The 25,965-nt window shown below is 60.5% G+C and carries 23 protein-coding genes; 12 read left to right on the top strand and 11 right to left on the bottom strand.

The annotated features are described in order from the left end of the window. Positions 1-63 precede the first annotated feature (63 nt). Positions 64-969, top strand: coding sequence for a LysR family transcriptional regulator (locus MLC59_RS04790; RefSeq protein ID WP_248231377.1), 906 nt, complete (start codon positions 64-66; stop codon positions 967-969). Positions 970-1,076: 107 nt separating this feature from the next. Here the strand turns inward: MLC59_RS04790 and MLC59_RS04785 are convergent, their stop codons facing one another. The 4 genes from MLC59_RS04785 to MLC59_RS04770 all read right to left on the bottom strand — a co-directional run bounded on the left by MLC59_RS04785 (position 1,077) and on the right by MLC59_RS04770 (position 5,423). Then, a complete protein-coding gene (locus MLC59_RS04785; RefSeq protein WP_248231376.1) occupies positions 1,077-2,285 on the bottom strand; it encodes an acyl-CoA dehydrogenase family protein in 1,209 nt (402 codons plus the stop codon). Between the two features lie 425 nt (positions 2,286-2,710). Then, on the bottom strand, positions 2,711-4,351 hold the full coding sequence (locus MLC59_RS04780; protein ID WP_345799751.1) for a 3-(methylthio)propionyl-CoA ligase: 1,641 nt from the start codon (positions 4,349-4,351) through the stop codon (positions 2,711-2,713). Positions 4,352-4,583: 232 nt separating this feature from the next. After that, the gene (locus MLC59_RS04775) at positions 4,584-5,000 is read right to left on the bottom strand and encodes a PaaI family thioesterase (RefSeq protein WP_248231372.1); all 417 of its coding nucleotides are present in this window, start codon (positions 4,998-5,000) and stop codon (positions 4,584-4,586) included. Positions 5,001-5,078: 78 nt separating this feature from the next. Beyond that, complete coding sequence (locus tag MLC59_RS04770; RefSeq protein ID WP_248231370.1) at positions 5,079-5,423, bottom strand: hypothetical protein; 345 nt, start codon at positions 5,421-5,423, stop codon at positions 5,079-5,081. Between the two features lie 268 nt (positions 5,424-5,691). Here MLC59_RS04770 and MLC59_RS04765 point away from each other — a divergent pair, with 268 nt between their 5' ends. Then, positions 5,692-6,078 (top strand): DUF302 domain-containing protein, encoded by a 387-nt coding sequence (locus tag MLC59_RS04765; RefSeq protein WP_248231369.1) that lies wholly within the window; start codon positions 5,692-5,694, stop codon positions 6,076-6,078. A 146-nt stretch (positions 6,079-6,224) separates the two neighbouring features. Next, the gene (locus MLC59_RS04760) at positions 6,225-7,364 is read left to right on the top strand and encodes a C4-dicarboxylate TRAP transporter substrate-binding protein (RefSeq protein WP_248231368.1); all 1,140 of its coding nucleotides are present in this window, start codon (positions 6,225-6,227) and stop codon (positions 7,362-7,364) included. 51 nt (positions 7,365-7,415) lie between these two features. Here the strand turns inward: MLC59_RS04760 and MLC59_RS04755 are convergent, their stop codons facing one another. Both MLC59_RS04755 and MLC59_RS04750 read right to left on the bottom strand, forming a co-directional pair. Further along, the gene (locus MLC59_RS04755; RefSeq protein WP_248231366.1) at positions 7,416-8,906 is read right to left on the bottom strand and encodes an amidase; all 1,491 of its coding nucleotides are present in this window, start codon (positions 8,904-8,906) and stop codon (positions 7,416-7,418) included. Positions 8,907-8,931: 25 nt separating this feature from the next. Next, positions 8,932-9,957: a hypothetical protein gene (locus MLC59_RS04750; protein ID WP_248231364.1), complete on the bottom strand. Its 1,026-nt coding sequence runs from the start codon at positions 9,955-9,957 to the stop codon at positions 8,932-8,934. Between the two features lie 187 nt (positions 9,958-10,144). Between MLC59_RS04750 and MLC59_RS04745 the strand changes: the two genes are divergently transcribed. Then, complete coding sequence (locus MLC59_RS04745; RefSeq protein ID WP_345799750.1) at positions 10,145-11,899, top strand: autotransporter assembly complex protein TamA; 1,755 nt, start codon at positions 10,145-10,147, stop codon at positions 11,897-11,899. Continuing rightward, the gene (locus MLC59_RS04740; protein ID WP_248231363.1) at positions 11,896-15,648 is read left to right on the top strand and encodes a translocation/assembly module TamB domain-containing protein; all 3,753 of its coding nucleotides are present in this window, start codon (positions 11,896-11,898) and stop codon (positions 15,646-15,648) included. The genes MLC59_RS04745 and MLC59_RS04740 overlap by 4 nt, the downstream gene beginning before the upstream one ends. Before the next feature lie 38 nt (positions 15,649-15,686). On the opposite strand, the gene MLC59_RS04735 is transcribed toward MLC59_RS04740, so the two are convergent. From MLC59_RS04735 to MLC59_RS04725, 3 genes are read right to left on the bottom strand one after another with little or no spacing between them, the layout of a single operon-like run. Next, positions 15,687-16,406 carry an SIMPL domain-containing protein gene (locus tag MLC59_RS04735; RefSeq protein ID WP_248231361.1) on the bottom strand — a complete coding sequence of 240 codons (720 nt, stop codon included), beginning with the start codon at positions 16,404-16,406 and terminating at the stop codon, positions 15,687-15,689. Then, a complete protein-coding gene (locus MLC59_RS04730; protein WP_248231359.1) occupies positions 16,399-17,175 on the bottom strand; it encodes a gamma-glutamyl-gamma-aminobutyrate hydrolase family protein in 777 nt (258 codons plus the stop codon). The genes MLC59_RS04735 and MLC59_RS04730 overlap by 8 nt, the downstream gene beginning before the upstream one ends. After that, positions 17,168-18,163: an amidoligase family protein gene (locus tag MLC59_RS04725; protein ID WP_248231356.1), complete on the bottom strand. Its 996-nt coding sequence runs from the start codon at positions 18,161-18,163 to the stop codon at positions 17,168-17,170. Before MLC59_RS04725 ends, MLC59_RS04730 begins: the two co-directional genes overlap by 8 nt. Before the next feature lie 236 nt (positions 18,164-18,399). Here MLC59_RS04725 and lexA point away from each other — a divergent pair, with 236 nt between their 5' ends. Further along, positions 18,400-19,017, top strand: a complete 618-nt coding sequence (gene lexA, locus MLC59_RS04720) for a transcriptional repressor LexA (RefSeq protein WP_248231354.1) — start codon at positions 18,400-18,402, stop codon at positions 19,015-19,017. 53 nt (positions 19,018-19,070) lie between these two features. Continuing rightward, the gene (locus tag MLC59_RS04715; protein ID WP_427901699.1) at positions 19,071-19,490 is read left to right on the top strand and encodes a cell division inhibitor SulA; all 420 of its coding nucleotides are present in this window, start codon (positions 19,071-19,073) and stop codon (positions 19,488-19,490) included. Positions 19,491-19,508: 18 nt separating this feature from the next. Here the strand turns inward: MLC59_RS04715 and MLC59_RS04710 are convergent, their stop codons facing one another. Beyond that, the gene (locus MLC59_RS04710; RefSeq protein WP_248231350.1) at positions 19,509-19,769 is read right to left on the bottom strand and encodes a hypothetical protein; all 261 of its coding nucleotides are present in this window, start codon (positions 19,767-19,769) and stop codon (positions 19,509-19,511) included. Positions 19,770-19,800: 31 nt separating this feature from the next. Further along, the gene (locus tag MLC59_RS04705) at positions 19,801-20,274 is read right to left on the bottom strand and encodes a DUF6586 family protein (protein WP_248231349.1); all 474 of its coding nucleotides are present in this window, start codon (positions 20,272-20,274) and stop codon (positions 19,801-19,803) included. Positions 20,275-20,448: 174 nt separating this feature from the next. Between MLC59_RS04705 and MLC59_RS04700 the strand changes: the two genes are divergently transcribed. The 5 genes from MLC59_RS04700 to fliE all read left to right on the top strand — a co-directional run bounded on the left by MLC59_RS04700 (position 20,449) and on the right by fliE (position 25,935). After that, complete coding sequence (locus MLC59_RS04700) at positions 20,449-20,781, top strand: SOS cell division inhibitor (RefSeq protein WP_248231346.1); 333 nt, start codon at positions 20,449-20,451, stop codon at positions 20,779-20,781. A 178-nt stretch (positions 20,782-20,959) separates the two neighbouring features. After that, positions 20,960-22,411, top strand: coding sequence for a sigma-54 dependent transcriptional regulator (locus MLC59_RS04695; protein ID WP_248231344.1), 1,452 nt, complete (start codon positions 20,960-20,962; stop codon positions 22,409-22,411). 143 nt (positions 22,412-22,554) lie between these two features. Then, a complete protein-coding gene (locus tag MLC59_RS04690; RefSeq protein WP_248231342.1) occupies positions 22,555-23,817 on the top strand; it encodes a sensor histidine kinase in 1,263 nt (420 codons plus the stop codon). Positions 23,818-23,842: 25 nt separating this feature from the next. Beyond that, positions 23,843-25,321: a sigma-54-dependent transcriptional regulator gene (locus tag MLC59_RS04685; RefSeq protein ID WP_248231341.1), complete on the top strand. Its 1,479-nt coding sequence runs from the start codon at positions 23,843-23,845 to the stop codon at positions 25,319-25,321. Positions 25,322-25,566: 245 nt separating this feature from the next. Next, the gene (gene fliE / locus MLC59_RS04680; protein ID WP_248231340.1) at positions 25,567-25,935 is read left to right on the top strand and encodes a flagellar hook-basal body complex protein FliE; all 369 of its coding nucleotides are present in this window, start codon (positions 25,567-25,569) and stop codon (positions 25,933-25,935) included. Positions 25,936-25,965: the final 30 nt, after the last annotated feature.

Genomic DNA, 25,965 nt, shown 5'->3' with positions numbered 1-25,965 from the left:
TATTCGCGGGTGCGAGAACCTGCTAATATCGGAACACACCTTTAACCAGGAGTGTGAAATAGAATGCTGGACCGCTTTATCAGCATGAGGGTGTTCGTACAGGCGGCCACCCATGGCAGTCTTTCTGCTGCCGGCCGTGTGATGGACATGTCTCCGGCCATGGCTACCAAGCATATGGATGCGCTGGAGGCTCGGCTGGGCGTGAAGTTGCTGCACCGCACCACCCGCAAGCTGACACTGACGGATGCGGGCACGGAGTTCCTGGAGTCGTGCCGCAGCATTCTGCAGGAGCTGGACGAAGCGGAAGCCGAAGTCAGCGTACAGCGCACGGAAGCCGTCGGACGACTGCGCATGAATCTGCCCCACTCCTTCGGCACACGTTTTATTGCGCCCCTGTTACCTGAGTTCAGTCGTCGTTATCCCGGAATCGATGTAGAGGTGGGGCTCAGCGATGCGCAGCATGACCTGATACGGGAAGGCTGGGACCTGGGCATTCGTATTGGTCACCTGGCGGACAGTTCGCTCAAGGCCCGTCGGCTGGGCAACTGTCAGCTGTATGTGTGTGCCTCACCCGACTACCTGGCGCGGCACGGCCGGCCTCGCCGGGTGGCGGACCTGGCTGAGCACAACTGCCTTGGCTATACCTTATCTCCCCTGCAGGGCAAGGGTACCTGGGCCTTTGGTCGCCAGGGGGATATCAAGGTGCCGGTGCATGGCAATCTGACAGCCAACAATGGCGATGCCTTGCTGGCTGCGGCTGTGGGAGGGCAGGGCATCATCTACCAGCCGGACTTTATCGTGGACCGGGCGATTGCCAAGGGTGAACTGGTGTCACTGGAGCTCGATCAGCCGTTGGTGGAGCTTGGCGGGCTTTATGTGATGTTTCCGCCGGATCGCCGTTTGCCAGCCAAGGTCCGGCTGATGATCGACTTCCTGGTTGAGCAGCTTGTGGGCTCACCCGCCGGATAAAAAAATACCCCGATACCAGAGGCACCGGGGCGAGGCCTTGAACCGGGAGATGGTCCAGGTCAAGGAGGCAACTTCAGCAAGTTACCGAAGGGTTCGGTTGTTGATTGTCAGCCGTTATCGCGCTTCCAGTCACGCTTGATCTTCTTGGCCAGGGACCACTTGTGGACTTCGGTGGGGCCGTCGTATACGCGGAAGGCGCGGATTTCACGGAATACCTGTTCCACGATGGTGTGCTCGGTCAGGCCGTTGCCGCCCATGACCTGGACGCAGCGGTCGGCAATGCGCATCAGCGCTTCACTCACTGCCACCTTGGCCATGGAGCTTTCGGTGCCGCCCTGTTCGCCCCGGTCCAGCACGCTGGCGCACCAGTCGATCATCAGCTGGCATTGCTGCAGGTCGATCTTGTTTTCGGCCAGCATGAAGCCGACACCTTCGTGGTCAATCAGCGGCTTGCCGAAGGCCATGCGACGGTTGACGTAGTCGGTGGCAATCTCGTTGGCGCGGATACAGGCACCCAGCCAGCGCATGCAGTGTGACAGGCGGGCCGGTGCCAGGCGTACCTGGGCATAACGGAAGCCGTCGCCGGCGGCGCCTAGCATCTGCTCTTCCGGCACTCGCAGGTTCTTGATGGTCAGGGTAGCGTGGCCACCCGGCATGGAGCTGTCCATGGTGTTGGGCACGTTATCGATCTGGATGGCCGGGTTGGGCAGGTCAACCAGGAACATGCTGGCGCCTTCCGGTGCCTTGGCCATGATGATGCCCACACCTGCGCCCTGGGCACCGGTGATAAACGCCTTACGACCATTGATGACCCACTCGTCGCCGTCTTTGTGGCACTCGGTCATCATCATGGACGGGTCAGACCCCGCACCACCTTCCTGGGACGGCTCGGTCATGAAGAAAGCGGAGCGTTTCTCGCCAGCCACGATGGGCTTGAGGAAGCGTTCCTTGATCAGGTCACTGCCCATCTTGCCCAGCAGGAACATGTTACCTTCGTCCGGCGCGGCGGTATTACAGGCCAGCGGACCGAGGGGCGACAGGCCGCTGCGAATCAGCACCATGGCGGTACCGCGCTGGCTCAGGTGGCCCCCTTCCGGGAAGATATGGGGGGTCAGTACGCCGGCCTCCCGGGCCTTGGCGCGCATTTCCTGGGTCAGCTCGTCGGTGGGGCAGTCGTGGTGGTCCCGGCGTGGGTCGTGTTCATAGGGGATGACAACGTCACGTACAAACCGTTCAACTTTCTCGGCAATCTCTTCCGCCCGTGCCCGGTCCGGGAAGCTGTCGTCTGTGATCGGGTCCATGTTGGTGTTTGTCATTGTTATCTCCGGCAAAGGGTCTTACTGGCAGGCCGCTCCGTGGAATGGAGGCCATGCTGATCAGTCTGGTATAGGTTCCATTTTGACGTCGTGGGCCATACGCGCCATCGTCGTAATGGACGAAATAGGGCGAGCGCTCTATAGATTACTGAGGGAATTCTTGCTGTACAAGCCGGAGTAGCCAAAGTTGTTTTAAAGATTCCTTTTTACGAACTCGCGGGTTACTGCCAGTAGTTCCGGTGATTACTGGTAAATTTGGATGCCTCCTTCTACGGATCTGGTTCAGCGTGGTTTGCTAAAGCATCATCGCGGATTCATAGGGCACAAAAGCCGCGTGGTGGGTACCGGCCTTTAAAAGTGTGTTAGCTGGTTGTTCAAGGTGATCTCCATTCCGAAGCCTGGCTTCGGGTTGTTGTTGGGGGTACTCAGGAACTTTCTGCTGCAACGTATCCCTTGAACTGCTCCCGTAGCTTTGTCTTGAGCAGTTTGCCGGTGGCGGTGTGGGGGAGCTCATCAACAAACGCGATGTCATCCGGCAACCACCACTTGGCGACCCGTTCACCAAGGAATTGCATCAGGTCGTCGGCGGTAACCGTGGCTCCGTCTTTTGCCACCACGATCAGCAGTGGCCTCTCCTGCCAGGTGGGGTGGTGGATGCCGATGACAGCGGCTTCTGCCACGTCAGGGTGTGATACCGCCTGGTTCTCAAGCTCCATGGTGGAGATCCACTCCCCGCCAGACTTGATGACGTCCTTCGACCGGTCTACCAGTTGCAGGTAGCCATTGCTGTCGATGGTTGCGATATCGCCGGTTGGGAAGTAGCCCTCGGTGTCCAGCTGGTCACTGTTGTCTTTTTTGAAATAGCCTGCGGCAATCCATGGACCGCGTATCATCAGGTTGCCGACAGACTCGCCATCCCAGGGTTGCTCGTTGCCTTCGTCATCGGTGATCTTGGACTCCACGCCCCAGATGCCGCGCCCCTGCTTGGACTTGATGGCAAAGCGCTCGTCCTTGGAGAGATTCCTGTGTTTCGGTAACAGGTCGCCGTTCACGAACCCGAGCGGGCTGGTTTCGGTCATGCCCCAGCCCTGCATTACATCGATGCCATTGTCCTCGAATCGTTCGATCATGCTTCTGGGAGGCGCTGCGCCCCCGATGCTGACTTTTTTGAGGGGGAGGTCCGACAGGTTCAGCCCTGACTTGGAATCTATGTATTGCAGGAACATCAGCCAGACCGTGGGTACCCCCTGGGAGAAGGTGACGTCTTCGGTTTTCATCAGGTCGTAGAGGTTCTCGCCATCCAGGCGCGGGCCCGGCAGTACCACTTTCGCCCCTGTCATCGCCGCGGCGTAGGGGATGCCCCAGGCATTGGCGTGGAACATTGGCACAATCAGCAGCAGGCACTCGGATGCGCTGATGTTTGCGCCGTCCGGCGTGGCGGCCATGATGGTGTGAAGCACGGTGGAGCGGTGGGAGTAGAGAACGCCCTTGGGGTTGCCGGTCGTGCCTGAGGTGTAGCAAAGGGACGAGGCGGTTCTCTCGTCAAACAGTGGCCACTGATAGTCGGGTTTTTCTGCCTGCACCAGCTCCTCGTAACAGTAGAGGTTGGGCAGGTCCACGTCCGGCATGGACTCCTTGTCGGTCATGGCAACGAAGACTTCTACTGACTTCAGCTTCGGTGCCAGCTTTTCCACCAGGTCGCTAAAGGAGATGTCGAACATCAGCACCCGGTCTTCCGCATGGTTGATGATGTAGTCAATCTGCTCTTCGAACAGCCGGGGGTTGATGGTGTGCAGAACCGCGCCAGAGCCGGAGACGCCGAAGTACAGCTCCATGTGACGATAGGTGTTCCAGGCCAGGGTTCCCACGCGGTCACCCTGTTCGACGCCGAGTTTTTCCAGGGCGTTCGCAACCTGTTTAGAGCGATTCCTCAGCTCCAGGTAATTTGTCCGGTGGAGTGGACCTTCAACGGTTCGGGTGACGATCTCTGCGTCCGGGTGAAACCGGGCCGCGTGCTCGATGAGTGAGGAAATCATCAGGGGCTGGTCTTGCATTATGCCCAACATCGCTAGCTACCTTGTTATTGTCGATGTTCACATTGATCGCGGTCCCGGTTTGCCGGGAAGGACCGCGGGCGCTTTGAAACTGTTCACGCGAATGCAGTGAAGCTATTAGTGAGCTTGATTGCTACTTCAACAACGTAGAAGTGGCCGGGAAATCCGGCCATCGTCGGAATGGACGAATTGCGATCAGCGGCAAGAAGGGGGCGGGAGAAAAGGGACCATTGAAATGGGGTTTTCAGCCTGGAACATTGGCCATGGTTGCCTGCATCAAGGCAACGGTTTTCACACTGTCGCCGGAATAGGCCAGAACCTCGCCCCGGCAGACTGACAGCATGCGGCCAGCGGTTTCCAGCTTTCCAATGGCGACAAAGCGATCACCAACAGCAGGCCGGACAAAGTTGGTCTTGAATTCGACGGAGACCACGGTATGGCCTTCAGGGGCGCGGGTCAGGGCGGCATAGCCGCAGGCGGTATCCACCAGGCTGGTAACAACGCCGGCATGCAGGTAGCCAAGCCCCTGAGTAAGGTCCGCCGAGAATGGCAATTCGATCTGGACTTCACCGTCGGTAATGGACAGCAGGCGAGCCCCCAGGGTTTTCATCAGGCCCCGGGCGTAGAAACTGGATTCAAGTTGGTTCTGGATAGTATTCATGGGTCGTTTTTTGTTGGTTTGTCAGGACGGTGTCTGGGGGGCTGCGGGACTTTCTGTCGCGTACTGTCGCGCAGACTCCTAGCCGGCTTCACGCGGGTTTCGCAGTGCCTGCGCTTCTTCCAGGGGCAGCCACCGTATGTTGATCTGGTTTTTTTCAATATTGACAACACCCTGGCAAAGGTTGGCCTGGTGTTGGCTGGCCCGGTGGCTGATTAGTTCATCAAGCATTTCCAGCAGTGCAGACTTGAACCCCGAATCCCGCAGCCTGTCCTGATCTTTCTCGGGAAACTGCCAGGTTGCATGGCTCAACCGCTCACCTTCATCTGCAAAGAAAACGACATCTCCAGTCACCGGGGCATTGCCCAGGTACTGATTCGCCAGTTGTGCCAATCTTTCCTGGTCCAGGGACGGCGTATAGTTCATGTCTGTACTCCTGGTACTTACTTAACCTGAACACCAATGCCCACCAGCCGCGAGGCCGGCTTCGATAGGCCCTATCTTTCCATCATGATCGCATTCCTGCCCTGGATAGGGAACTAATAAACAAGATATCCGAAGGAGAGAGGCCTTCACCAGGCACCGGGCGTGGCCGCAGCTGGGCCTTTGCGTTTGTTGCGGTGGCGGGCCACTATATGATCAGGTTTTCTGGCTGTTCCCTTTTCACCTTCACCGCGCAAATGAGGAGATTGGTATGACCTACACCATGGATCGCATCATTGCGGATGCGGACTTTGAAACCGTTGACGAGCGTACCCGCAAGGCGCTGGCTGACAAAGGCTTTGGGGTGCTGACGGAGATCGACGTAAAGGCCACCATGAAGAAGAAGCTGGACAAGGACATGGCTGGCTATCGCATTCTCGGGGCCTGTAACCCCGGCATGGCCTGGGAGGCGATTGGTGCTGAGCCGAAGGTGGGCGCCATGTTGCCGTGCAACGTGATTCTGCGGGAGACAGACGGTGGCATTGAGGTCAGTGCTATTGACCCGGTGGAGTCCATGACGGCTGTCGACAACGATGAGTTGAAGCAGGTTGCCGCCAAGGTCCGGGATATGCTGGCCGAGGCCGTTCAGGCAATCTGATTCTGCAGCCCATTGCGGGCTATATCACCAGGGGATATGGGGAAGGCTCTGCAATGAGCGAACGGTGGATTCCTTTCATGGAGGTACGTATAGTTACGGACGAATAAATATGGTTTCATTTTGAAACAACAATAAAGGAGTCCCCCATGAAAAAGTATCCCCTTGCTGTGGCCATTGGTGTGATGGCCATGGGTTCCGTGGCTGCCCAGGCGGCTGAACTGCGGTTTGCCTCGGGCTATCCGCAGGGCAGTATCACCAGCGATGCCCTGGGCGTGTTTGAAGAACGGCTGGATGAACTGTCTGGTGGCGATGTGGGCGTTCGGGTATTCGAGCTGTCCCTGCTGAACCTGCGTGAGACCTCGGCTGGTATCCGTGACGGGATGGCCGATATGGGCGTTGTGCTGACGCCGTACTTCCCGGCGGATTTCCCGCACACCAATATGGTGGCGGAAGTGTCCATGTCCATCGAACTGACCGAGCGTGGCTCGTCCCAGGCTGGCCTGGTTTACACCGGTGCCATGTCCGAGTTTATTTTTTCTGAGTGCACCGATTGCCAGGATGAGTTTGCGGCCCAGAACCAGCTGTTCCTGGGCAGTGCCGCTACACCGCCATACTCGCTGCTGTGCCGTGAAAAGGTGGATAGCCTGGAGGCCCTGGAAGGCAAGAACCTGCGTACTTCCGGCGCCCAGTGGGCACGTTGGGCCGAGTCTGTCGGCGCCAACCCCATCACCATGTCGGTTAACGAAATCTACGAGGGCCTGAGCCAGGGCGTGGTTGATTGTTCGGTCCAGTCCACCTCGGAGCTGTCCGTTTTCAACCTGTTTGAAGTGGTGGACGACATTACTGTCAACTACCCCTCAGGTACCTTCAGTGGTGTGGGCTCTGCCAATATCAACCTGGACAGCTGGCGCTCACTGAGCGAAGAACAGCGTGAGAAGCTGGTGCAAGCCGCATCGGTGTTATCTGCCGAGTTCAGCTGGGGTTACGAGAAGGGCGCGGTGGACAACGAGCGCATCTCCGAAGAACAGGGCATTGGCCTGACCCAGCCCTCAGCAGCGATGGTAGAGAAGAACCGCGAGTTTATCCGTGAGGACCTGAAAACCATCGCCTCTGCCTACGAGGAGCGCTACGGCATCCAGAATGCCGATGAGAAAATCGAACGCTTCCGTGAGCTGCTGACCGAGTGGCGTGAGCGTATTGATGGTGTCGAGAGCAGCGAAGAGCTGGCGGACCTTTACTGGGAGCATGTGTTCTCGAAGGTCGACGTGTCTCAGTACGGCCAGTAATTCCCTTCGGGACGATTCGACCAGGCCAGGGATGGCCTGGATGATCCCTTCCTACGTTTCCTCCGAATACCCCGGCGGCGTTCTGAAGCCGGCGAACCCTTCTTCTTCCAGTAAGCGTGCGAACCCCAAAGTGGTCAGGTCCATGCCTGGCGCACCGATTACCTGAATACTGTAGGGCAGTCCGGCAGTGGTCACGCCAATCGGAACGGAGGTGGCAGGCAGCCCCAGCAGCGTGGCGAGGGCAATCCAGCAGAACTGGTCGTGATAGGGCCGGTTCTCGTCGTTGACACGGATCAGGCGGCGAAAGGGCGGGTCGCTCTGATCGTGGGGGATGGCGGTGACCGGATTTACCGGCGCCAGGATGACGTCCACTTCCCGGAAAATCTCTTCTACCTGCTCCCGCATCTTCTCCCGGGTTTCGTTCCAGTGCATCCAGTGACTGATGGTCTGGCTGGTTCCCCGGGCGAATTCCGCCATGCCCCAGGTCATGGGTGTTACCCGGCGCAGGGGTTTTTCTGCCAGGGCGAAGAGCTTGAGACGTCGCTTCTGGCTGTTGGTCATGCCACTGCCCAGCAGGCTGCCCAGAAGGTTGAAGTAGGCCGGCATGATATGGGCCAGCGACAATAGCGGATGCTGCAGGTCAGTGACCATGGCGCCCTGGCTGGTCAGGGCGTCAGCCAGTTTCCGGTAGCCGTTGGTCAGCTCATGGTCCACCGGGCATTGCGGATCTTCCAGCCAGAGGCCGATGCGGGCTTCGGGCAGGCTTTTAATGGCTGCCGGCGCCATGTTCAGTTGCCAGCTGCGGGCCAGGTGGGGGCGGGGGCCTGCGATGATATTGAGCAGCAGTTCCAGGTCTGTTGCCGAGCGCGCCATGGGGCCACCTTCCGCCAGGTCCGGCTGGCTGATGGTGCCCGGCGGGCCGGGGATATGGCCACGAAAGGACACCAGTGTGCGACTGGGCTTGTGGCCGAACACGCCGCAGAAATGGGCTGGTGTGCGAATGGAGCCGGCCAGGTCGCTGCCTACTTCCAGGGGCGTCATGCCGCTGGCCAGCGCCGCAGCGGATCCACCGGACGAGCCGCCAGGGGTATGGTCACGGTTCCAGGGGTTACTGGTGGTGCCGTACACCCGGTTGTAGGTCTGGATGTCGGAGGCGTAGTAGGGGACATTGGTCTTGCCAATGATAATGGCACCGGCGTCCTGCAGTCGCCGGATGACGTCCGCCGGTTGTTCCGGCTGATAGCCTGAGAGCACCGGCGCGCCGGCGCAGCAACCCAGGCCGGGCACTTCCCAGGTGTCTTTCACGGTCATGGGCAGGCCGTGCAGGGGGCTGCAGGGCTCGCCGGCCTGGCGCTGACGGTCCGCCTCCCTGGCCAGGGTCAGGGCGCGCTCCCGGTCCAGGTCGATAACAGCGTTGAGGGCGGGGTTGTGCTCTTCAATGCGCTGGAGCAGCGACCGGGTCAGGGCCTCACTGGTCAGCTCGCCGGCTTCCATCAGCCGCAGCAGTCGGGATGCCGTGTGGTAATGCAGCGGTTGGACCATGTACGTCTCCCAGGTCGTGGCGGGGTCAGAGTTCCTCACGCCACCGTTTGTGGTGAACCTGGTCCTTTATAGCGTCAATGATTTCCAGTGTCAGGTTGATCAGTACCTCATTGTCCTGGCGGCGGGGCAGTTCGGGTTCTCCGGTGGCGTTGAAGGTCCTGGTTTGCGGCATGAACACATCCACCAGGTCGGCAATGAAGTCATGGTTGCGACTGCTGGACAGGTCGTCCATCACCTGGTTGAGGATATTGGCCGTGATGTCGCCGATGGCCTCTTCCAGAGTGCCACGCACCTGGTTGCCGAAAATGGGCAACAACTTGAGCCGGGAGAGTTCCGGATTCTGTCGGATGGCTTCGCTGATGCGTTGCTCCATATACCGGCGCAGGGCATCCCGGTTGGGTACGTAGCCCTCGTTGGCCAGGTCTGCCACCCGGTCGGATATCCAGCCCACCAGGATGTCCTTGCGGGGCAGGATGATCTCGTGTTCGATGCGATCCAGCAGTGGAGAGCCTCGGCGCACCTCTTCCTGCATACCGGACAGAACCTTCAGCACGATCCGGTCCGACAGCTCTTCCATAAAGGCTTCGTAATAGAAAGCGAGGAACCGGTAAAGCTTTGTTTGCGTAAAATCGATGATGCCATAGCGGTGCAGGCGGTACGCAATGCTGATCACACGCAGCACCCGCAGGAAGCGCATGCCGCTGGTAGGTATGCAGCCAAGCAGGTCGTACCAGTGGATAAACGGGTAGAAGTACCAGCGCTGATAGAGCCCTATCCGGATTGCATACAGCCAGCGCACGAGGAACTCAGTCAGGAAGATACCGACGAAGATCAGGTCATAGAAAATGAAATTGCGGTGTACCGGGTGGTAGGCGTTGTAGAATGCGGGCAGGGACTGCTGGAAAAAGTCCTGGATTGCCGCAAAGCTGTAGATGGAATCGAAGATAATCAGCGACAGGTTGAGGATGAGCAGGCCGAGCATCACGAAGTCGACGATAAACCAGATGCTCTGATGGCTTCTTTTGAGATTCTCCCGGTTGATGGTGAACATCCGCTGGCTATGACTCCCCTGGTGACCTGGTTGGTTGTAAAACGGTCCGCCAACAGTCATGGCGATCAGTATTTGCCGCCGATTCATGGTGTTGTCAGACTCTTTCTAACAGACTAGCGTATTTGAACGTCCACGACGAACCTCGGCAGGCAGCCAGACAGGGGGGCGTTGGCAAGCGGAGCAGGATTTGCGATTCATTCATACACCAGGGCGTTATCCCCGCGGTATCCGAAGCTGGCTGAGCGCCTGGCTGGTAGTGGCGATGGCTCCAGTGGCAAGTGCCAACCAGGTGGATATCCGCATGGAGGGGGATTACCCCCAGCTGCTGCAGAATGCCCGTGCCTTTGTGGGTGAAGTCGAAAACCGCAGCCGCCCGGCGTTGCGTCGTTATGGCCGCACGGCAGAGGAACAGGTCCGTGAGGCGTTGCGCGCCCTGGGTTATTACAGTCCCGCTATCACCCGCCGTATCCAGGATGGTGACCCCCCGGTACTGATACTGGAGGTGGTGCCCGGGGAGCCGGTGCGGGTCGCATCCCGCAGTGTCAGCATCACCGGCCCTGCCTCCGAAGATTCGGGGTTCACCTCCAACCTGCCGGAACGTCCGTCACAGGGCGATATCCTCAATCATGGCGAATACGACGCCCTGCGGCAGGTGATCAGCAGCCGGGCGTCCCGTTTCGGGTACTTTGATGGTGAATTCCGGGAGCATACCCTCAGGGTGAACCCGGAGACCCGTGAGGCGGATATCCTGCTGCACTTCGACAGTGGCGAGCGCTATCGACTGGGGGCGGTGACTTTCAACGAAGACCATGTGTTTGACCAGTCGCTGCTGCGCCGGTTTGTGCAGATTGAGCCAGGTACCCCGTACCACGCGGATAAGGTAGCCGAGCTGAGTTCAGACCTTTCCAACAGCGGCTATTTTGAACAGGTGCTGGTCACCGCACCGCCAATGGAAGCGGAAGACGGCACCATCCCGGTTACGGCCCGGGTCAGTGAGCGTGACCCCCGTTCCGTTGCGGCTGGTGTGGGCTTCTCAACCGATGTGGGCCCTCGTTTCCGCGGCACCTGGACGGAGCATTGGGTGAATGAATGGGGGCATCGCCGGGGTGCGGAGACCGAGCTGTCGGCACCTCGCCAGAACATTACCGGCTGGTACGAACTGCCCCTGGATCCGCCGATGACGGATTCCATTCGCCTGTCCGCCGGTTACCAGCGGGAAGACATCGAGGATGTGCAGTCAGACCGGTTCACTATCGGCCAGCAATGGCGTCACCGGATGGATAATGGCTGGACCCGCGTACTCTCCATGCGTTGGGAGAACGAGCGGTTTGATATTGGTAATGCCGATTCAGGTAACACGCGCCTGCTGATGCCGGGCGTTGCCTTCTCCAAACGCCACGCCGATTCGCCTATCGACCCGTCCCGTGGATACCGGTTGCAGCTCGATGTAACCGGTGGCCTTCGCGACGCCTTCTCCACCGTGGATGTATTACACGTCAACTCGGAAGCCAAGGGGCTGATCACCCTGGCGGATAACCATCGCTTCCTGGGGCGTATCCAGCTTGCCGGTGTGGCCACCAACCGGTTTTCTGACGTACCGCCATCACTGCGTTTCTTCGCCGGTGGTGACCAGAGTGTGCGGGGGTATGGCTACGAAACCCTGTCGCCGGAAAACAGTGATGGCACCGCCGTGGGCGGCCGCTACCAGCTGGTGGGCAGCCTGGAATATCAGTACCAGGTGGCGGACAACTGGCGCCTGGCGGCCTTTGTTGATGAGGGTAACGCCATCGATAACCTGAACGATCCGCTGGCCACGGGTGTCGGTGTCGGGGTGCGCTGGATCAGCCCGGTTGGGCCTATCCGGTTTGATATCGCCCGGGGCATGGACGAGCAGTTTGGTGGCGGGTGGCGCCTGCACTTTTCAATGGGGCCTGAACTATGAGCCGGGTGAGCCGTGTATTGACGAAAACCCTCAAGTGGTTGTTGATCACCTTGTTGATACTGCTGGTATTGCTGGTGGTTGTGGTCGGTGCGTTGCTGGCAGCGCTGCGCTCCGACACCGGTACTGCCTGGGTATTGGACCAGGTTCCGGGGCTTGTCACTGAAGGGGCAAGTGGTTCGCTACTGGGTGAGTGGCAGGCCTCTGAACTGTCCTGGAATGGCTATGGCGTCAGGGTGTTTGCCGAGGCGCCCGTTATCGACTGGTCGCCCACCTGCCTGTTCCGCAAAACCTTCTGCCTTGAGCGCCTCGAGGTGGCATCGCTCGACGTCACCCGCACGCCCGACAGCACCGTCCAGGAGGAGGATACGACCGGCCCGGTGCAACTGCCTGATGTCAGGCTACCGGTGAACCTGGACATCGGGTCGGTTGATCTCGGCACGTTCCACTTCAACGAGGCCCTGGTGTGGGACCAGCTCACCTTGCAGGGCAGTGGTGGCGGTGCGGATTTCCATATCCGCGAACTCGCCCTGACACGGGAAGAGGTTTCAGTGGTCGTCAGTGGTCGCCTGGAAACCCGGGGTGACTGGCCCCTGGCGCTGGACGTGGACCTGGCCCTGCCGCCTCCGGAAGGGGAGCGCTGGCGCATCGCTGGTCAGTTAGGGGGCAGTGTGCGCGACCTGCGGGCCGAGTTGACTTCCAGTGGCTACCTGGAGGGTCTGTTGCAGGCCGAGGTAGCTCCGCTGAACCCGGAGCTGCCGGTCAGTGCTGAATTCCGCTCGGATGCGTTCCACGCCCTGGGCTCCCTGCCTGAAACCCTGACTCTGCAGGACTGGCAGCTTGAGGCGCGGGGTAACCTGGCCAGCGGCTATAAGATCAACACCACGGCCCGGTTGCCGGGGCAGGAAGGCCCCGTAAGCCTGGATCTGTCCGGTCGTATCACACAGGAGGCTGCCCGTGACCTGCAGCTGGTCCTGACAGGTCCCTCGGCCGTGGATGACAGCCAGGCCGAGCTGCGCCTGGACGGGGCAGTAAGCTGGGTGGACCAGCTTACTGCCCGGGCCAGCGTCGAGATGGGTGCCTTTGCCTGGTATGGCCTGTTACCCGGGACAGCACCGCCGCCGGTCACCATTACCGCCCTGGTGGCGCAGGGGGAGTTCAGTAACGGCACATACAGCGCCACGGTAGACCTGGATGCAGTCGGCCCCATGGGTGATGCGACCCTGGACACCCGGGTTCAGGGTGACCTCGAGCAGGTGCGCCTGGACGAGTTGACCATGACCACGGGGGGCGGACGTCTTCAGGGGCAGGCTCAGGTCGGCTTTGCCGAAGCCCTGAGCTGGCAGGGAGAGATCACCCTGGAACAGTTTGATCCCGGCTACTGGATACCTGAGGCGTCTGCCAGTATTAACGGGGCAATTCGCTCCGAAGGCGCGCTGGATGCGGACGGCCAGCCGGAGTTGTCCGCTGCCTGGGAGCTGGATGGCCAGTGGCGGGAGGCCCCGCTGACCAGTCGCGGTGAACTGACCGCAGAGGACAGGCGGTGGCAGATTCCCGAGGTAATGGCGACGATCGGTGACAACCGGCTGGCGCTGTCTGGCCAGCTACTGGACCCGTTAGGTGAGGCACCGGGGCTGGATATAGAAGGTGAGCTGGATGTCCGGCAGCCACAAGCCCTGCACCCGGAACTGGCTGGTCGCCTGCAGGGGGAATTTGCCGTAAACGGCTCCATGCTGTCGCCCGCCGGTACCCTGGAGGCCTCGGGCGAAGGGCTGGCCTGGCAGGATCAGTTGAGTATAGGGGACCTGGCACTGAGCGCCCGGCTGGATGAAAACCAGGCCCTGGAGGCCTCGGTTGCGGTTGATACCATCCAGGCGGCAGGCCAGCTTGTCGAGCAGGTGCAGGCCGACCTGACCGGCACCCTCGATGACCATCAGTTGACCCTGGCGGTACGCCATCCCCAGGCGGTTCTCGATTTGACCCTGGCGGGCGCCTGGCTGGCGGACGAGGGCGGCCAGTGGCTGGGGCAGCTGGCCGATGGCCAGGTGCGGTTACCGGAGCCGGACCAGAGCTGGCAACTTGAGGCACCGGCTGACCTCCGTTGGCAAGACCGGACCCTGACGCTTGGTGCCCATTGCTGGCGCTGGCAGGACAGCACGTTGTGTGCCGGCGACCAGGAACTGGTGCCGGATACGTCACTGGACCTGGAAATCAGTAATCTCCCGGCCTCGGCCCTGGCGCCGCTGCTGCCGGAAACCATCCGCTGGCAGGCGCCAATTAACGCGTCACTGATGCTGACGCTGACGGATGAAGGCCCTGTTGGACAGGTTCAGTTGTCAGCAGGGCCCGGTGAAGTGGACGTGGTCCTGGAAGAGGACTGGGAAACCCTGAGCTACCGGACCCTGACGTTGTCTGCCGAGCTCACTCCCCAGCAGGCGAATGTGGTGCTTCGCCTGGATGGCGAGGGCCTGGGTGCGTTATCGGTGGATCTCTCTGTGGACCCCAATGCTGAGGACAGGCCCGCGAGCGGCACCTTCAGCCTTACCGGCTTTGACCTGGCGATGGTGGGCTCTTTGCTGAACATGGAAGAGGTGAGCGGCCTGGTGGAAGGCTCCGGCACCCTGGAAGGCCCCTTGCTGGAGCCCAGGGTGAATGGCGAGCTGGTGCTGTCGGACGGTCGTGTGATTGACCCGATGGTGCCGATTCCCGTGTCTGACCTGAACCTTCGCCTGGCATTCAGTGGTAAACGGGCCACCCTCGAAGGCTCATGGCAGAGCAACGGTAGCGGGCGTGGTGACATCGGCGGAGCCCTGGACTGGGAGGGCTCGCCAGTGCTTACCCTGGTACTGGAAGGCGACCAGCTGCCTCTCAACTACGAACCCTATGCCCGGCTCAAGGTTTCGCCGGACCTGGAGCTGCGCTTTGTGGACGGTGACCTGTCCATTGCCGGACGTGTTGCCGTGCCAACGGGCCAGATCGAAGTACGGGAGTTGCCGGAGCAGGCCGTAACCGTCTCCGATGACGAAGTGATCGTCGGCCGCGAACCGGAGCCACCGCCGGTGCGTTCCATGAACATGGACGTGACTGTGGTGGTGGGTGAGGATGAAGTCACCTTCGACGGTTTCGGGGTCACCGGCGAGCTCGAAGGGGAGCTGAGGATCGGTAACAACATGGACACTCGCGGCGCCCTGCAGCTGGTGGAGGGACGTTACGAGGCTTTTGGCCAGGAGCTTGAGCTGCGGCAGGCACGGCTGGTGTTCGTGGGTTCGGTGGGTGAACCCTACATGGATATCGAAGCCGTGCGGCGGGTTGACAACGTGGTGGCGGGCATCCGCCTCAGCGGCCCGGCAAGTGAACCGCGCACGGCGGTGTTTTCGGAGCCGCCGATGTCCCAGGACCAGGCACTGTCCTATGTCATTCTGGGCCGGCCCCTGCAAAGTCAGGGCGACCAGGGCCAGGTCAGCCGGGCCGCTCTCTCCCTGGGGCTCAACCGCGCCAGTGGCCTGACCCGGGATATCGGCGAAGCCTTCGGTATACAGGACCTGACCCTGGAAGCCGAGGGTTCCGGGGACGACGCTGCCGTCGTGGCCAGCGGCTACCTTACGGAAGACCTCAGCCTGCGCTATGGTGTCGGCCTGTTTGAACCCATTACCACGGTGGCCCTGCGCTACGACCTTGGCCGCTACTTCTATGTCGAGGCGGCCAGCGGGCTGGCGTCTTCACTGGATATCTTCTATACCCGGGACTTCTGACACGTCCGCCCGACATTCCAGCTTGCCTGCCAGATTCTCTACTCCAGCGTAAACGTGGCCTGTACCGAGGCGGTAATTTCCCGCGGGCCCACGTCGCTTACCGTGTCCGCCTTGGCTGAGGATTCCGCCATGCGCATCATCACCGGGCCGCCGCCGGAGGATTGCAGGTTCAGGGATTTCACTTCGCCGCAGGTCATATCCAGCTGGGTGGCCGCGAAGCGACATCTTTCCCTTGCGTTGCGGATGGCCTTGGCAAGGGCTTCCCGCTGGAGCTTTTCCTCGTCGGAATGGAAGAACTGGTGCTGGCCCAGGCTATAGTTCATGCCCAGGTTCTGGGCCTTTTCCAGTACCGGGTTCAGCAGTTCCAGGTCGTGGATCTCGAAGGTGACCGTCTGGCTGGCAACGGCGATGGTCTTTGGCTCCTGGTCCTCGCTGTCACCATTACGAACCGGGCGGGGTGGTTCCCGGCGCTGGTATAGGTGGGCTGAGGCGTCGCTGTAGTCGACCAGTTCATCCCTTATATCCTCGATGGCGTCGCGCCACTGGCCCATGGTGGACCGGACCTGCTCCAGGGCCTGGTCTGCCTCCGGGTGTTCGGCGTTGATGCTGAAGCTCAGCCGGGCGCTGTCGGGCAAGTATTGCACCTTGCCCTCGCCGCTGAGGCTGACCTCAGGGGTCTCGGCAAGGGCGGTTCCTGCTGGCAGCAGCAGCGCGAACGCCAGGGGGCTGAAGAAGTAACGAAAACGGCGATCAGTCATGGTCTGTTCCTTCTGACGTCAGGGGCAGGCCCTCCGGCTCCGGGTATTCACCCCGGGTCAGGCGGGCCAGTTTGAGTTGTTCGGCGGTGCGCACGAAGTCCCGGAAGATTCGGCGGTGCACACCGTGGTAGAGCAGGTATTCCGGATGCCATTGTACGCCCATCAGCCATTGCCCATGGGTGTTCTCGATGGCCTGTACGAACAGGTCATTGTCTACGGCACTGACCCTCAGCCCATCGCCCAGCCACTGGATGGCCTGGCTGTGGATACGGTTGGCCCCGATGTTCCGGGTATGGGCAATGCGCCCCAGCCGGGTCGGCTCCACGATGCGCACCGGTTGCAGGGGCAGCAGTAAGGGGCGGTGGCGTGTCTTGACCCGCAGCGGCGTCACGTCCTGGCACAGGGAACCGCCACGGAATACGTTAATCAGCTGTGCGCCCCGGCAGATACCCAGCACCGGCAGGTGCAGTCGTTCTGCCTCTGCGAGCAAAGTCTGGTCGGTGCTGTCCCTCAGTCGGTCGTAGCGGGCCTTGATCGTGGGTTGCTGGCCATAGAGTTCCGGGTGGATGTGGCTGCCCCCGGACAGCACGATGCCGTCGAGCAGCGAGACATCGATCTTGCTGCCGGGGCGGATAAAGTGGGTGTGGGCACCGTAGAGTCGCAGCCCCAGGGCAATCAGGCGATCAGCCGTGCGTTTGCGGGACGGGCCGCTGATGCCGATGGTCAGGCCGGGTACTTCCTCTTCCGGCCCCGGGTCCGCTTCAGACATAGCCCCGGTTCTCCAGCCAGTGCTGGCAGCGGGTACGCCAGGTGCTGGTCAGGTTGCGGAACGACAGGGTGCGGCTCTCACGGAACAGGTCATTCAGTTCGCGCTGGTGGTCCGGGCTGGCGACGATCTGCTCCAGTACCACCCAGTCGTTCCACACCGTGGAAAAGTGCCAGCGGGGGTTATCGATGTCACAATCCGGCAGCCGGTAGTGCAGGGTAGGGCGGGACTTGATGCGGGGGTCGTCCACGTATTCTGCCAACAGGTCCTTGTTGATGTGGGCAAACAGGGGCAGCAGGTCCAGGGCGCGGTTGCGGGTAGGGTTGTCCTTCAGATAGTCCCGCATCAGGGTTTCCATATCCGGCGAGTAGTCTTCGGCCACCAGTTTATCCACGTATTTGCTGGCCCAGGGTTCGATATAGGTGGTGACCTTGCGGCTGAAGTCCAGCTGGTGGCGGCCCTTGAGCCAGTCATAGAGGGCGGCGAATGTCTGCAGATAACGGCACAGCGTGCCAGCATCCAGGTCCGGCAGCTCCGGGTTCAGTTGCAGCCCGAAGGCGTAGAGGATGGCCTCGCGGCTGCCTACGGCGCCTGCCTCCCGCAGGTGGTCTGTCAGCGCTTCAATGGTCTCCAGCTCCTGGAAGGGGATAGGCGGTGACACGATTTCCAGGGGGACCAGCCGCTCGGCGGCGTAGTCGATCACGTCCATGGCATGGCTGCCCAGTTCCCGCAGGGATTCGGGCACCCTGTCGTCCTGCAGGTTCAGGTCCTTTATCGGATCAGAGTCCAGTTCTACCGTGAACTCCCCCAGGTCTGAGTCAATGCGGCTGACATAGCGGCTGGCGGTACTGGCCTGGCCGTCGAGGAGCTCTGCCGTCAGCGCTACGAGTTTCTCGTAACCCAGGCCCGAGATTTCGATCTCTACCCCCACCCGGCGCTTGTTGCCGTCCTCGGTAGTAAGAACATCGGGCATCTGGCAGCGTTCTGGCATGTTGGGCTTGCTCCCTGAGAGTGGTGCCGGCATCACCGGATCGGGTTTAAGGCTTTCAATGTAACAGCTTACCGGCCTGCTGGAAAAACCTTGATAAATGTTCATGGACAGGCCCGCAGGGGGCGTAATGGGTCGGGGCGTAAAAGTGTCAGGTGCGGGGTTTACACTGGATAGAATACTGTATAAAGTTAACTTACTGTATATAACACCAGCACCAGCCACGAGGGCCACTGCTCATGAAACTCACTGCGAGACAAAGCCAGGTACTGGAGATTATCCGTCGCCATGTGGATGAAACCGGTTATCCGCCCACCCGCGCGGAGATCGCGGAGGAGCTGGGCTTCCGTTCCGCCAATGCTGCCGAGGAACACCTCCGGGCGCTGGCCCGCAAGGGTGCCATTGAAATGGTACCGGGTACCAGCCGGGGTATTCGCCTGCCGGAAGAAGAGCAAGACCCGGGGCTGCCGGTGATTGGCCAGGTGGCGGCGGGTAGCCCCATCCTGGCCCAGGAACATATCGAAGATTATTGCACCCTGCAGCCGGAGTTCTTTAACCCCTCCGCCGATTACCTGCTGCGTGTTCGGGGCATGAGTATGAAGGACATCGGCATTCTCGACGGTGACCTGCTGGCCGTTCACCGGACCCAGGATGTGCACAACGGCCAGGTGGTGGTCGCCAGGGTTGGTGAGGAAGTTACGGTCAAGCGTTACCGTCGGGAAGGTCCCCAAGTGTACCTGGTGGCAGAGAACGAAGAGTTTGAACCGATTGTGGTCGACCTGCGCGAGCAGGAGCTGGTGATCGAGGGACTGGGGGTTGGTGTGATTCGCCAGTCTGACCTTCACCAGGTGCATTGATTGTCCAGGCTGGTGCCAGCCGGTATCAGCCCGCAGTATTCCGGGAGGAAGTCATGGAACAGCTGGGTTTGAGTGTAAACACAGAGTTGATGCCGGTTACCGAGGTGGCGCCAGAGCCCCGCGGCAATGTGACCGAGGTGATTCTGCCACCAGGGCAGGTGGAGAACTTCCAGTTGTTGCTGCCCATGCTGACCCAGCTGAACCAGGAGCGTCGCTGGCTGGCCTGGATTGACCCGCCCCAGGAGCTGGTCAGCAAGTGGCAAACCATGCACGGCATCGTTGCCAGTGAGCTGTTGGTGCTGAGATCCAGTCGGGATTACTCTGCCTTTGAGTTGGCGGAAAGGGCGCTGGGCGCAGGCACCTGCCATGCGGTGGTTATGTGGACCACCCGGTTATCAAATCGGGATTTTGGTGCCTTGGAGCAGGCATCTGCCCGTGGGCAGAGCCACGGGGTCATTCTGCGGTGCCGTTAACCGCGCACTGTGGTTTCTTCAGTGCAGGGTGTGATGGGCGTGCAGTTCAAAGTCTTCCGGGTCGGCGTCTTCCCACTCCACGGCGTCATTAATGTGGCTTACGGCCTGGATGCCTGCGTCGATCATGGCGCGGGCAACGGTCATGTCCCGGTTTTCCATCAATTCCCGGGCTTCCTGGGAAAAGGAGATTTTCACCAGCGGGGCTGATTCATCGTCCACGCGCTTGAGTGCGTAGTCGCCGTTACTCAGTTGTACAATTTCAAAGAATGAAGGTGACATAGAATCCTTACATCAAGCCCGGGCAGCGGCACTACCATTCGGCGTGGCGTTCACCCAGGTCTGTCATGAATGCTTTCATGGCTGCCAGCGTTTCCAGCAGGCCGTCCGCAGAGCGGTCCGGCCCGGCAGCCGTCGATACAGCGATGATATTCTCTTCCGATACGGCTTTTTGTTGCCTGGGCGGCTCGCTCTGAGCCGTTTCCAGCTGCTCCAGGTGGCTCAGCCAGCTGTCTGGCGTACGGAGCAGGTCGGCCAGTATCTCTGCGTCGGGCGTATCGGAAATCAGTTCGACAAGTTCATTGACCGAAGCAGGCATCGCGCGATTGTGCTGGTGGTAACGTGCAACCAGAGCAAACATCAGTCTGCGAGCCCTCAGCGCCAGCTCTATTGCGCCCTGCAACGTGGCTTCCCGGTCAGTGGCTGAAGCCTGTTTGCGGGACAGTCCGGCCAGCTGGTTAGCCAGGTAGAGCTTCTGTGACACCAGTGTCTGCCACTGTGCTGACATGGCTGGCTGTACCTCGTCGTGTGAATCGCTGAATAACGTGACAGCTTACCAGAATCGACGTTCAGTTTCTCCTGGTTTATGGCATGGTCAGGACCAGTATACTGGTTAACCTGTAGCGAGTTCCCCCCTGGCCACTGGATACGCCTGGCCGGGGCCATCGATCCGGAGATGACAATGACCCAAGATGCCCAGGAAGCCCTCGCAAGACTGGATGAGCGCATTGGTCAGCTACAACAAGCGCTGGAAGACCGGGATTGGACGCGCCTGGGAGATCTCAACAATGACGTCCGTGACCTGATTGACCCGGTGATGGTGGCCATGGAGCAGCGACAGCTGTCGCCGACGGAAGTGCAGAAGCGCCTTCGTACCCTGGAGCAATTTGTCGAACAGGCCGATACCCAGGCCCGGAAGGTTCGCGATGAGGCCAAGGAGGCCCTTGAGCAGGTCGGGCAGAACCGCAAGGCCGCCAGTGCCTATGCCAATGTGTCGGATCGTAATCGCTCCTGACGTTCCGGTTCACGTCGGTTTTGACTTGTGTCACCGGCGGACGCGGGATCCGCGTCATAAAATTGACTCCCATCCGTTAAAAGTCTTAAATACTGCACAAACAATATCGCCGGGCAGATCAGGGTATCCCTTTACCTGGTCCGTTTTCTTGCTGTGCTGACCAAGAGATACAATCTGAATGTCGATGACTGATACCGTGCTGGTGCTGGGTAGGGATGACTCACGGGCCAGGGATCTGAAAACCATACTCGAATTCATTGGCAAGGAGACGGTTCTGGACGACAGTGCCTCCCGCGAACGCCTGGCCAGCGGCGATGAAGACGCCCTGGCAGAGCTGGGCGTGGCAGTGGTCGACGGCGAGGATACTAGGCAGCTGCGTGAAGATATCGAGGCGGTCTGTAACGCCGAGGCAGGACTGCCGATCCTGGTGGTGGGTGACCCCGACCTGGCGGACCTGGACAAGGACTACCGCGAGCGGGTGATCGCTCGCCTGGAGTGGCCCCCTAACTACACCAAGTTTATCGACTCGCTGTACCGGGCCCAGATCTACCGTGATCAGCACACCCGGGCACGGGGGCGTGGTCAGCAGCGCAATGTCATGTTGTTCCGGAGCCTGGTAGGCACTTCCCGCACTGTCAAGGTTGTACGTGACCTCATGAGCCAGGTGGCGGATAAGGACGTGAGCGTGCTGGTGACAGGCGAGTCTGGTACCGGCAAGGAGGTGGTCGCCCGCAACCTGCACTATCATTCTCCCCGGCGTGAAAAGCCCTTCGTACCGGTTAACTGCGGCGCCATCCCCGCCGAGCTCCTGGAAAGCGAGCTGTTCGGGCATGAAAAAGGTGCCTTTACCGGTGCCATTACGGCGAGGGTGGGGCGGTTCGAGCTGGCCGAAGGGGGCACCCTTTTCCTGGACGAAATTGGCGACATGCCCCTCAATATGCAGGTGAAGATACTGCGGGTATTGCAGGAGCGTACCTTTGAGCGAGTGGGCAGTAACAAGACCCAGAGTGCCGATGTGCGCATTATTGCTGCCACTCACAAGAACCTGGAAGACATGATTGAGAAGGGCGACTTCCGGGAAGATCTCTATTACCGCCTCAATGTATTCCCCATCGAGATGCCAGCACTGCGGGAACGGGCCGAAGACATCCCCTTACTGATCAATGAGCTTATTGCCCGGATGGAAAAGGAAAAGCGCGGGTCGCTGCGCCTGAACTCCGCCGCCATTCTCAGCCTCTGCCGCCACGACTGGCCTGGTAATGTCCGTGAGCTGGCCAACCTGGTGGAGCGACTTGCCATCATGCACCCCTACGGTGTTATCGGGGTACAGGAGTTGCCGAAAAAATTCCGCTATGTCGATGACTACGACGAGGGCCTGCCGGGAGACGAAGACGCCATGCCCGCCGGAGGCATGCCCGGGCTGGTAGGCCTGGATGCGCCGGCGCTGTTGCCGGTTAATGGGCTCGACCTAAAGGATTACCTGTCCAACCTGGAGAAGCAGCTGATTCAGCAGGCCCTTGACGAGGCCAGTGGCGTGGTCGCCAGGGCGGCTGAAAAGCTGAGAATTCGCCGGACAACCCTGGTAGAGAAGGTTCGAAAATACGGTCTTCGGGAAGAGGGTGACAGCTGACGGTTTTCTGTCACTGTCCGTTAAAGGGACCTGGGGATCTGTTTTTTTATTCCTGCAACAATCTGAATTAAAACAATAAAAATCTTCTGGCACGGGTCCTGCTAATACCCTCCTGAATCATTACATTATGGTCAGGGGGAAGCATGAGACAGATCCAGACGGCAGTACCTGCCTCCCGTTCCGGGAAGTTCGGTTCCGTAAGTTCAAGGGATGCCGCGGCGGACGCCAACGACAAGGTGACCGCGCTGTTCCCGGCGCAGGATGACGATGCTGCGGTGGACTCTGCCCTGGACCTGTTCAATCAGATGTCCCGCCAGATCACCGACTCCTACCGTACACTGGAGTCCCGGGTGAACCAGCTTTCCGGCGAACTCACCGCCGAGACCCGTCAACGCCAGCGAGAGCTGGAAGAAAAAGAGCGCCTGGCGGACCGCCTCTCAACCCTGTTATCGGCCCTGCCCGCTGGCGTTGTCGTACTGGACAGCCAGGGCACGGTTGCCCAGTGCAACCCGGCTGCCGTCGCCCTGCTGGGGGAGCCCCTGGAAGGCGAACGCTGGGTCAGCGTTATCCAGCGCTGCTTTGCCCCCCGCCGGGACGACGGCCACGAAGTGTCCCTGAAGGACGGTCGCCGGGTCAGTATCGAAATCCGTACCATGGAAAACGAGCCGGGTCAGCTGATCCTGCTCACCGATCTCACCGAAACCCGTCAGCTCCAGTCCCAGCTTGCCCATGCCCAACGGCTATCCGCCATGGGCCGCATGGTGGCGTCGCTGGCGCATCAGATCCGCACCCCGCTGTCGGCGGCCATCCTTTACGGTGGCCACCTGTCCCAGCCAGAGCTGGACGAGGAACTGCGCCAGCGTTGTGCCAGTCGCCTTATGTCCCGCCTGACCCACCTGGAGTCCCAGGTGCGTGACATGCTGACCTTTGCCCGGGGTGAAACCCGGCTGGCGGAAGCGCTGTCATCCGAGCGCATCGAAGATGGTCTGCGGGCGGCGGTGGATGGCTTGAACCTTACTGACAGTCAGCAAGTGGAATTGGTTGTCCGGGGTAACCGGGTGCCGCTGATGTGCAACCAGGAAGCCCTGGTAGGGGCCTGTATGAACCTGGTGAATAACAGCCTGGAAGCTGGTGCCGGAAAGGTGGAAGTCTCTGTGACAGGGGACGGCGACGAACTGATTATCGCAGTGGCGGACAATGGCCCCGGCTTCCCTGAGCAACAGGCCGGCCAGTTGATGGAAGCGTTCTACACCACCAAGTCCCATGGCACCGGTCTGGGCCTGGCGGTGGTGCAGGCTGTGGTCAAGGCCCATAACGGGCAGTTCAGCCTGGTACCCATGCCTGCTGGCGGCGCCTGTGCCTCGGTGCGTTTACCCGCCGCCCGTAACCTGAAAACAACATCCTGACAGAAAAGGACCGTCGGAGGACATCATGGCCCGACCCCAGATTCTTATCGTTGAAGACGACCACGACCTGCGCGAGGCGCTGGTTACCACCCTTGAGCTGGCCCGTTTCCGGGTGCGGGAAGCCGCATCCGGTGAAAAGGCGCTGGAGGAACTGGCCCGTGGGCCGGTGGATATGGTGGTCAGTGACGTTAATATGCCGGGTATGTCCGGCCATGAGTTGCTCTCGGAAGTGCTGAAGAAGTACCCCGGGCTGCCCATGATGCTGATTACTGCCTATGGCCAGATCAGCGATGCGGTGAGCGCCATGCAGACCGGCGCGATTGACTACCTGGTCAAGCCCTTCGAGCCGCAGGTGTTGGTGGAAGCGGTGGACAAGGTCGTGGGTGCCACGGTCAGTCGCCGTCGCAACAGTGACGACCCGGTGGCGGAAGATCCCATCAGCAAGCGCCTGTTCCAGCTGGCAAAGAAAGTGGCTGCCAGTGATTCCACGGTGATGATTTCCGGCGAGAGTGGCACCGGCAAGGAAGTGCTGGCCCGCTTTATCCATCAGAACTCCGGTCGCAGTGACCAGCCCTTCGTAGCCATCAACTGCGCTGCCATTCCCGAGAACATGCTTGAGGCCATTCTGTTCGGTCACGAGAAGGGCGCGTTTACCGGCGCCCATGCCTCGGTACCGGGCAAGTTCGAGCAGGCCAACGGTGGCACCATCCTGCTGGACGAGATTTCGGAGATGGACCTGGGGTTGCAGTCCAAGCTCTTGCGGGTATTGCAGGAGCGGGAAGTGGAGCGGGTCGGTGGGCGCCGCACCATTTCCCTCGATGTACGCGTACTGGCCACCACCAACCGGGACCTGGCAGACTACGTCCGTGAAGGCAAGTTCCGGGAAGACCTCTATTACCGTCTGAGCGTACTGCCCATGCACTGGCACCCGTTGCGGGATCGCCCGAAGGATATCCTGCCCCTGGCTGAGCACCTGCTGCGCGAGCACAGTCGCAAGATGAAACTCACCGGTATTACCCTGGGAGGCGGGGCTCGCCAGGCGCTTCAGAATCACGGCTGGCCCGGCAACGTGCGGGAGCTGGATAACGCCATACAGCGGGCCCTGGTACTGCACCAGGGTGCCGAGATCCAGGCGGAGGACCTGTGCCTGGATATGGGTATTACCGGACTGGGCAGCGTGGCTGCCAGCCCGACCGCACCGGTTACCCAGGCGCCGCCGGCACCAGTGCAGGCTGAGCCGGTCAGCGCACCGGTCGCTGAGCATGGTGACACGGCAGGGCACTCGCAGGTGACACCGGAACCCGAAGCGGAGTCTGCCTCACTGGGAGATGAAGTCCGCCGCAGGGAGTTCCGCATCATCATCGATACGCTTCGACGCGAGCGTGGCCGCCGCAACCGGGCGGCAGAGCAGTTGGGCATAAGTCCCCGCACCCTGCGCTACAAGCTCGCCCAGATGCGTGACTTCGGTATCGACCTGGACGCCGAGCTGGCCATGGCTGGCTGACACTGACCATGGATGCGTAAAGGCGCCTGCGGGCGCCTTTCGTGTTTCTGGGCCTTCGATGGCCCCTGTCAGCTCGTCAAAATCCCGGCATATCCTTCGGTCAGCATTTTGAGTTCCCGCTTAACTGACTGTAATTAATGATTAATTATGAGTTGGTCAGGAGTTTGCATTGAACGGATCAAACCTGTTCAGCCCCGAGTATGACGTGGGGCCTGGAAACAGCTTTGGGAACCGGGAGATGAGCAATGGTCCAACGAGCCGACATTAACAACGTCCTGTCTGAAATGCGCAACCTGCGGGCGCAGATGACGCAGAACCAGCGTATGGACAATGACCTGGCGGTACGTGGTCAGGTAGACAAGCCGGCGGGTCCCGAGAAAGCCAATCAAACTCCGGGTTTTGGCGATATGCTCAGCCAGGCGGTGGACAAGGTGAATGACCTCCAGTCCACCACCGGCGATTTGCGAACCGCCTACGAACAGGGTGACCCGAACGTGGATATTACCCGGGTGATGATTGCCTCCCAGAAATCTTCTGTCGCCTTTGATGCGCTGTCCCAGGTTCGTAACCGGGTGGTGAAGGCGTACGAAGACATCATGAACATGCCGATCTGACGGCCGGTATAACGAGTTAGCAGCGGAGCA

This window comes from Marinobacter bryozoorum (assembly GCF_023156245.1).
GTDB lineage: Bacteria > Pseudomonadota > Gammaproteobacteria > Pseudomonadales > Oleiphilaceae > Marinobacter > Marinobacter bryozoorum.
Note: the sequence above shows the minus strand (reverse complement) of the source record. Positions and strands in the feature narration are given on the sequence as shown.

What these genes read in the sequence shown, in the direction of transcription:
- MLC59_RS04700 (WP_248231346.1), top strand. Translation starts at nt 20,449, where the DNA reads ATGACCCAAGATGCCCAGGAAGCCCTCGCAAGACTGGATGAGCGCATT.
- MLC59_RS04730 (WP_248231359.1), bottom strand. Translation starts at nt 17,175, where the DNA reads ATGTCTGAAGCGGACCCGGGGCCGGAAGAGGAAGTACCCGGCCTGACC.
- MLC59_RS04725 (WP_248231356.1), bottom strand. Translation starts at nt 18,163, where the DNA reads ATGCCAGAACGCTGCCAGATGCCCGATGTTCTTACTACCGAGGACGGC.
- MLC59_RS04705 (WP_248231349.1), bottom strand. Translation starts at nt 20,274, where the DNA reads ATGTCAGCACAGTGGCAGACACTGGTGTCACAGAAGCTCTACCTGGCT.
- MLC59_RS04715 (WP_427901699.1), top strand. Translation starts at nt 19,071, where the DNA reads ATGGAACAGCTGGGTTTGAGTGTAAACACAGAGTTGATGCCGGTTACC.
- MLC59_RS04775 (WP_248231372.1), bottom strand. Translation starts at nt 5,000, where the DNA reads ATGAATACTATCCAGAACCAACTTGAATCCAGTTTCTACGCCCGGGGC.
- MLC59_RS04790 (WP_248231377.1), top strand. Translation starts at nt 64, where the DNA reads ATGCTGGACCGCTTTATCAGCATGAGGGTGTTCGTACAGGCGGCCACC.
- fliE (WP_248231340.1), top strand. Translation starts at nt 25,567, where the DNA reads ATGGTCCAACGAGCCGACATTAACAACGTCCTGTCTGAAATGCGCAAC.
- MLC59_RS04760 (WP_248231368.1), top strand. Translation starts at nt 6,225, where the DNA reads ATGAAAAAGTATCCCCTTGCTGTGGCCATTGGTGTGATGGCCATGGGT.
- MLC59_RS04735 (WP_248231361.1), bottom strand. Translation starts at nt 16,406, where the DNA reads ATGACTGATCGCCGTTTTCGTTACTTCTTCAGCCCCCTGGCGTTCGCG.
- MLC59_RS04695 (WP_248231344.1), top strand. Translation starts at nt 20,960, where the DNA reads ATGTCGATGACTGATACCGTGCTGGTGCTGGGTAGGGATGACTCACGG.
- MLC59_RS04770 (WP_248231370.1), bottom strand. Translation starts at nt 5,423, where the DNA reads ATGAACTATACGCCGTCCCTGGACCAGGAAAGATTGGCACAACTGGCG.
- MLC59_RS04785 (WP_248231376.1), bottom strand. Translation starts at nt 2,285, where the DNA reads ATGACAAACACCAACATGGACCCGATCACAGACGACAGCTTCCCGGAC.
- MLC59_RS04690 (WP_248231342.1), top strand. Translation starts at nt 22,555, where the DNA reads ATGAGACAGATCCAGACGGCAGTACCTGCCTCCCGTTCCGGGAAGTTC.
- MLC59_RS04740 (WP_248231363.1), top strand. Translation starts at nt 11,896, where the DNA reads ATGAGCCGGGTGAGCCGTGTATTGACGAAAACCCTCAAGTGGTTGTTG.
- MLC59_RS04685 (WP_248231341.1), top strand. Translation starts at nt 23,843, where the DNA reads ATGGCCCGACCCCAGATTCTTATCGTTGAAGACGACCACGACCTGCGC.
- MLC59_RS04750 (WP_248231364.1), bottom strand. Translation starts at nt 9,957, where the DNA reads ATGTTCACCATCAACCGGGAGAATCTCAAAAGAAGCCATCAGAGCATC.
- MLC59_RS04765 (WP_248231369.1), top strand. Translation starts at nt 5,692, where the DNA reads ATGACCTACACCATGGATCGCATCATTGCGGATGCGGACTTTGAAACC.
- lexA (WP_248231354.1), top strand. Translation starts at nt 18,400, where the DNA reads ATGAAACTCACTGCGAGACAAAGCCAGGTACTGGAGATTATCCGTCGC.
- MLC59_RS04755 (WP_248231366.1), bottom strand. Translation starts at nt 8,906, where the DNA reads ATGGTCCAACCGCTGCATTACCACACGGCATCCCGACTGCTGCGGCTG.
- MLC59_RS04710 (WP_248231350.1), bottom strand. Translation starts at nt 19,769, where the DNA reads ATGTCACCTTCATTCTTTGAAATTGTACAACTGAGTAACGGCGACTAC.
- MLC59_RS04780 (WP_345799751.1), bottom strand. Translation starts at nt 4,351, where the DNA reads ATGTTGGGCATAATGCAAGACCAGCCCCTGATGATTTCCTCACTCATC.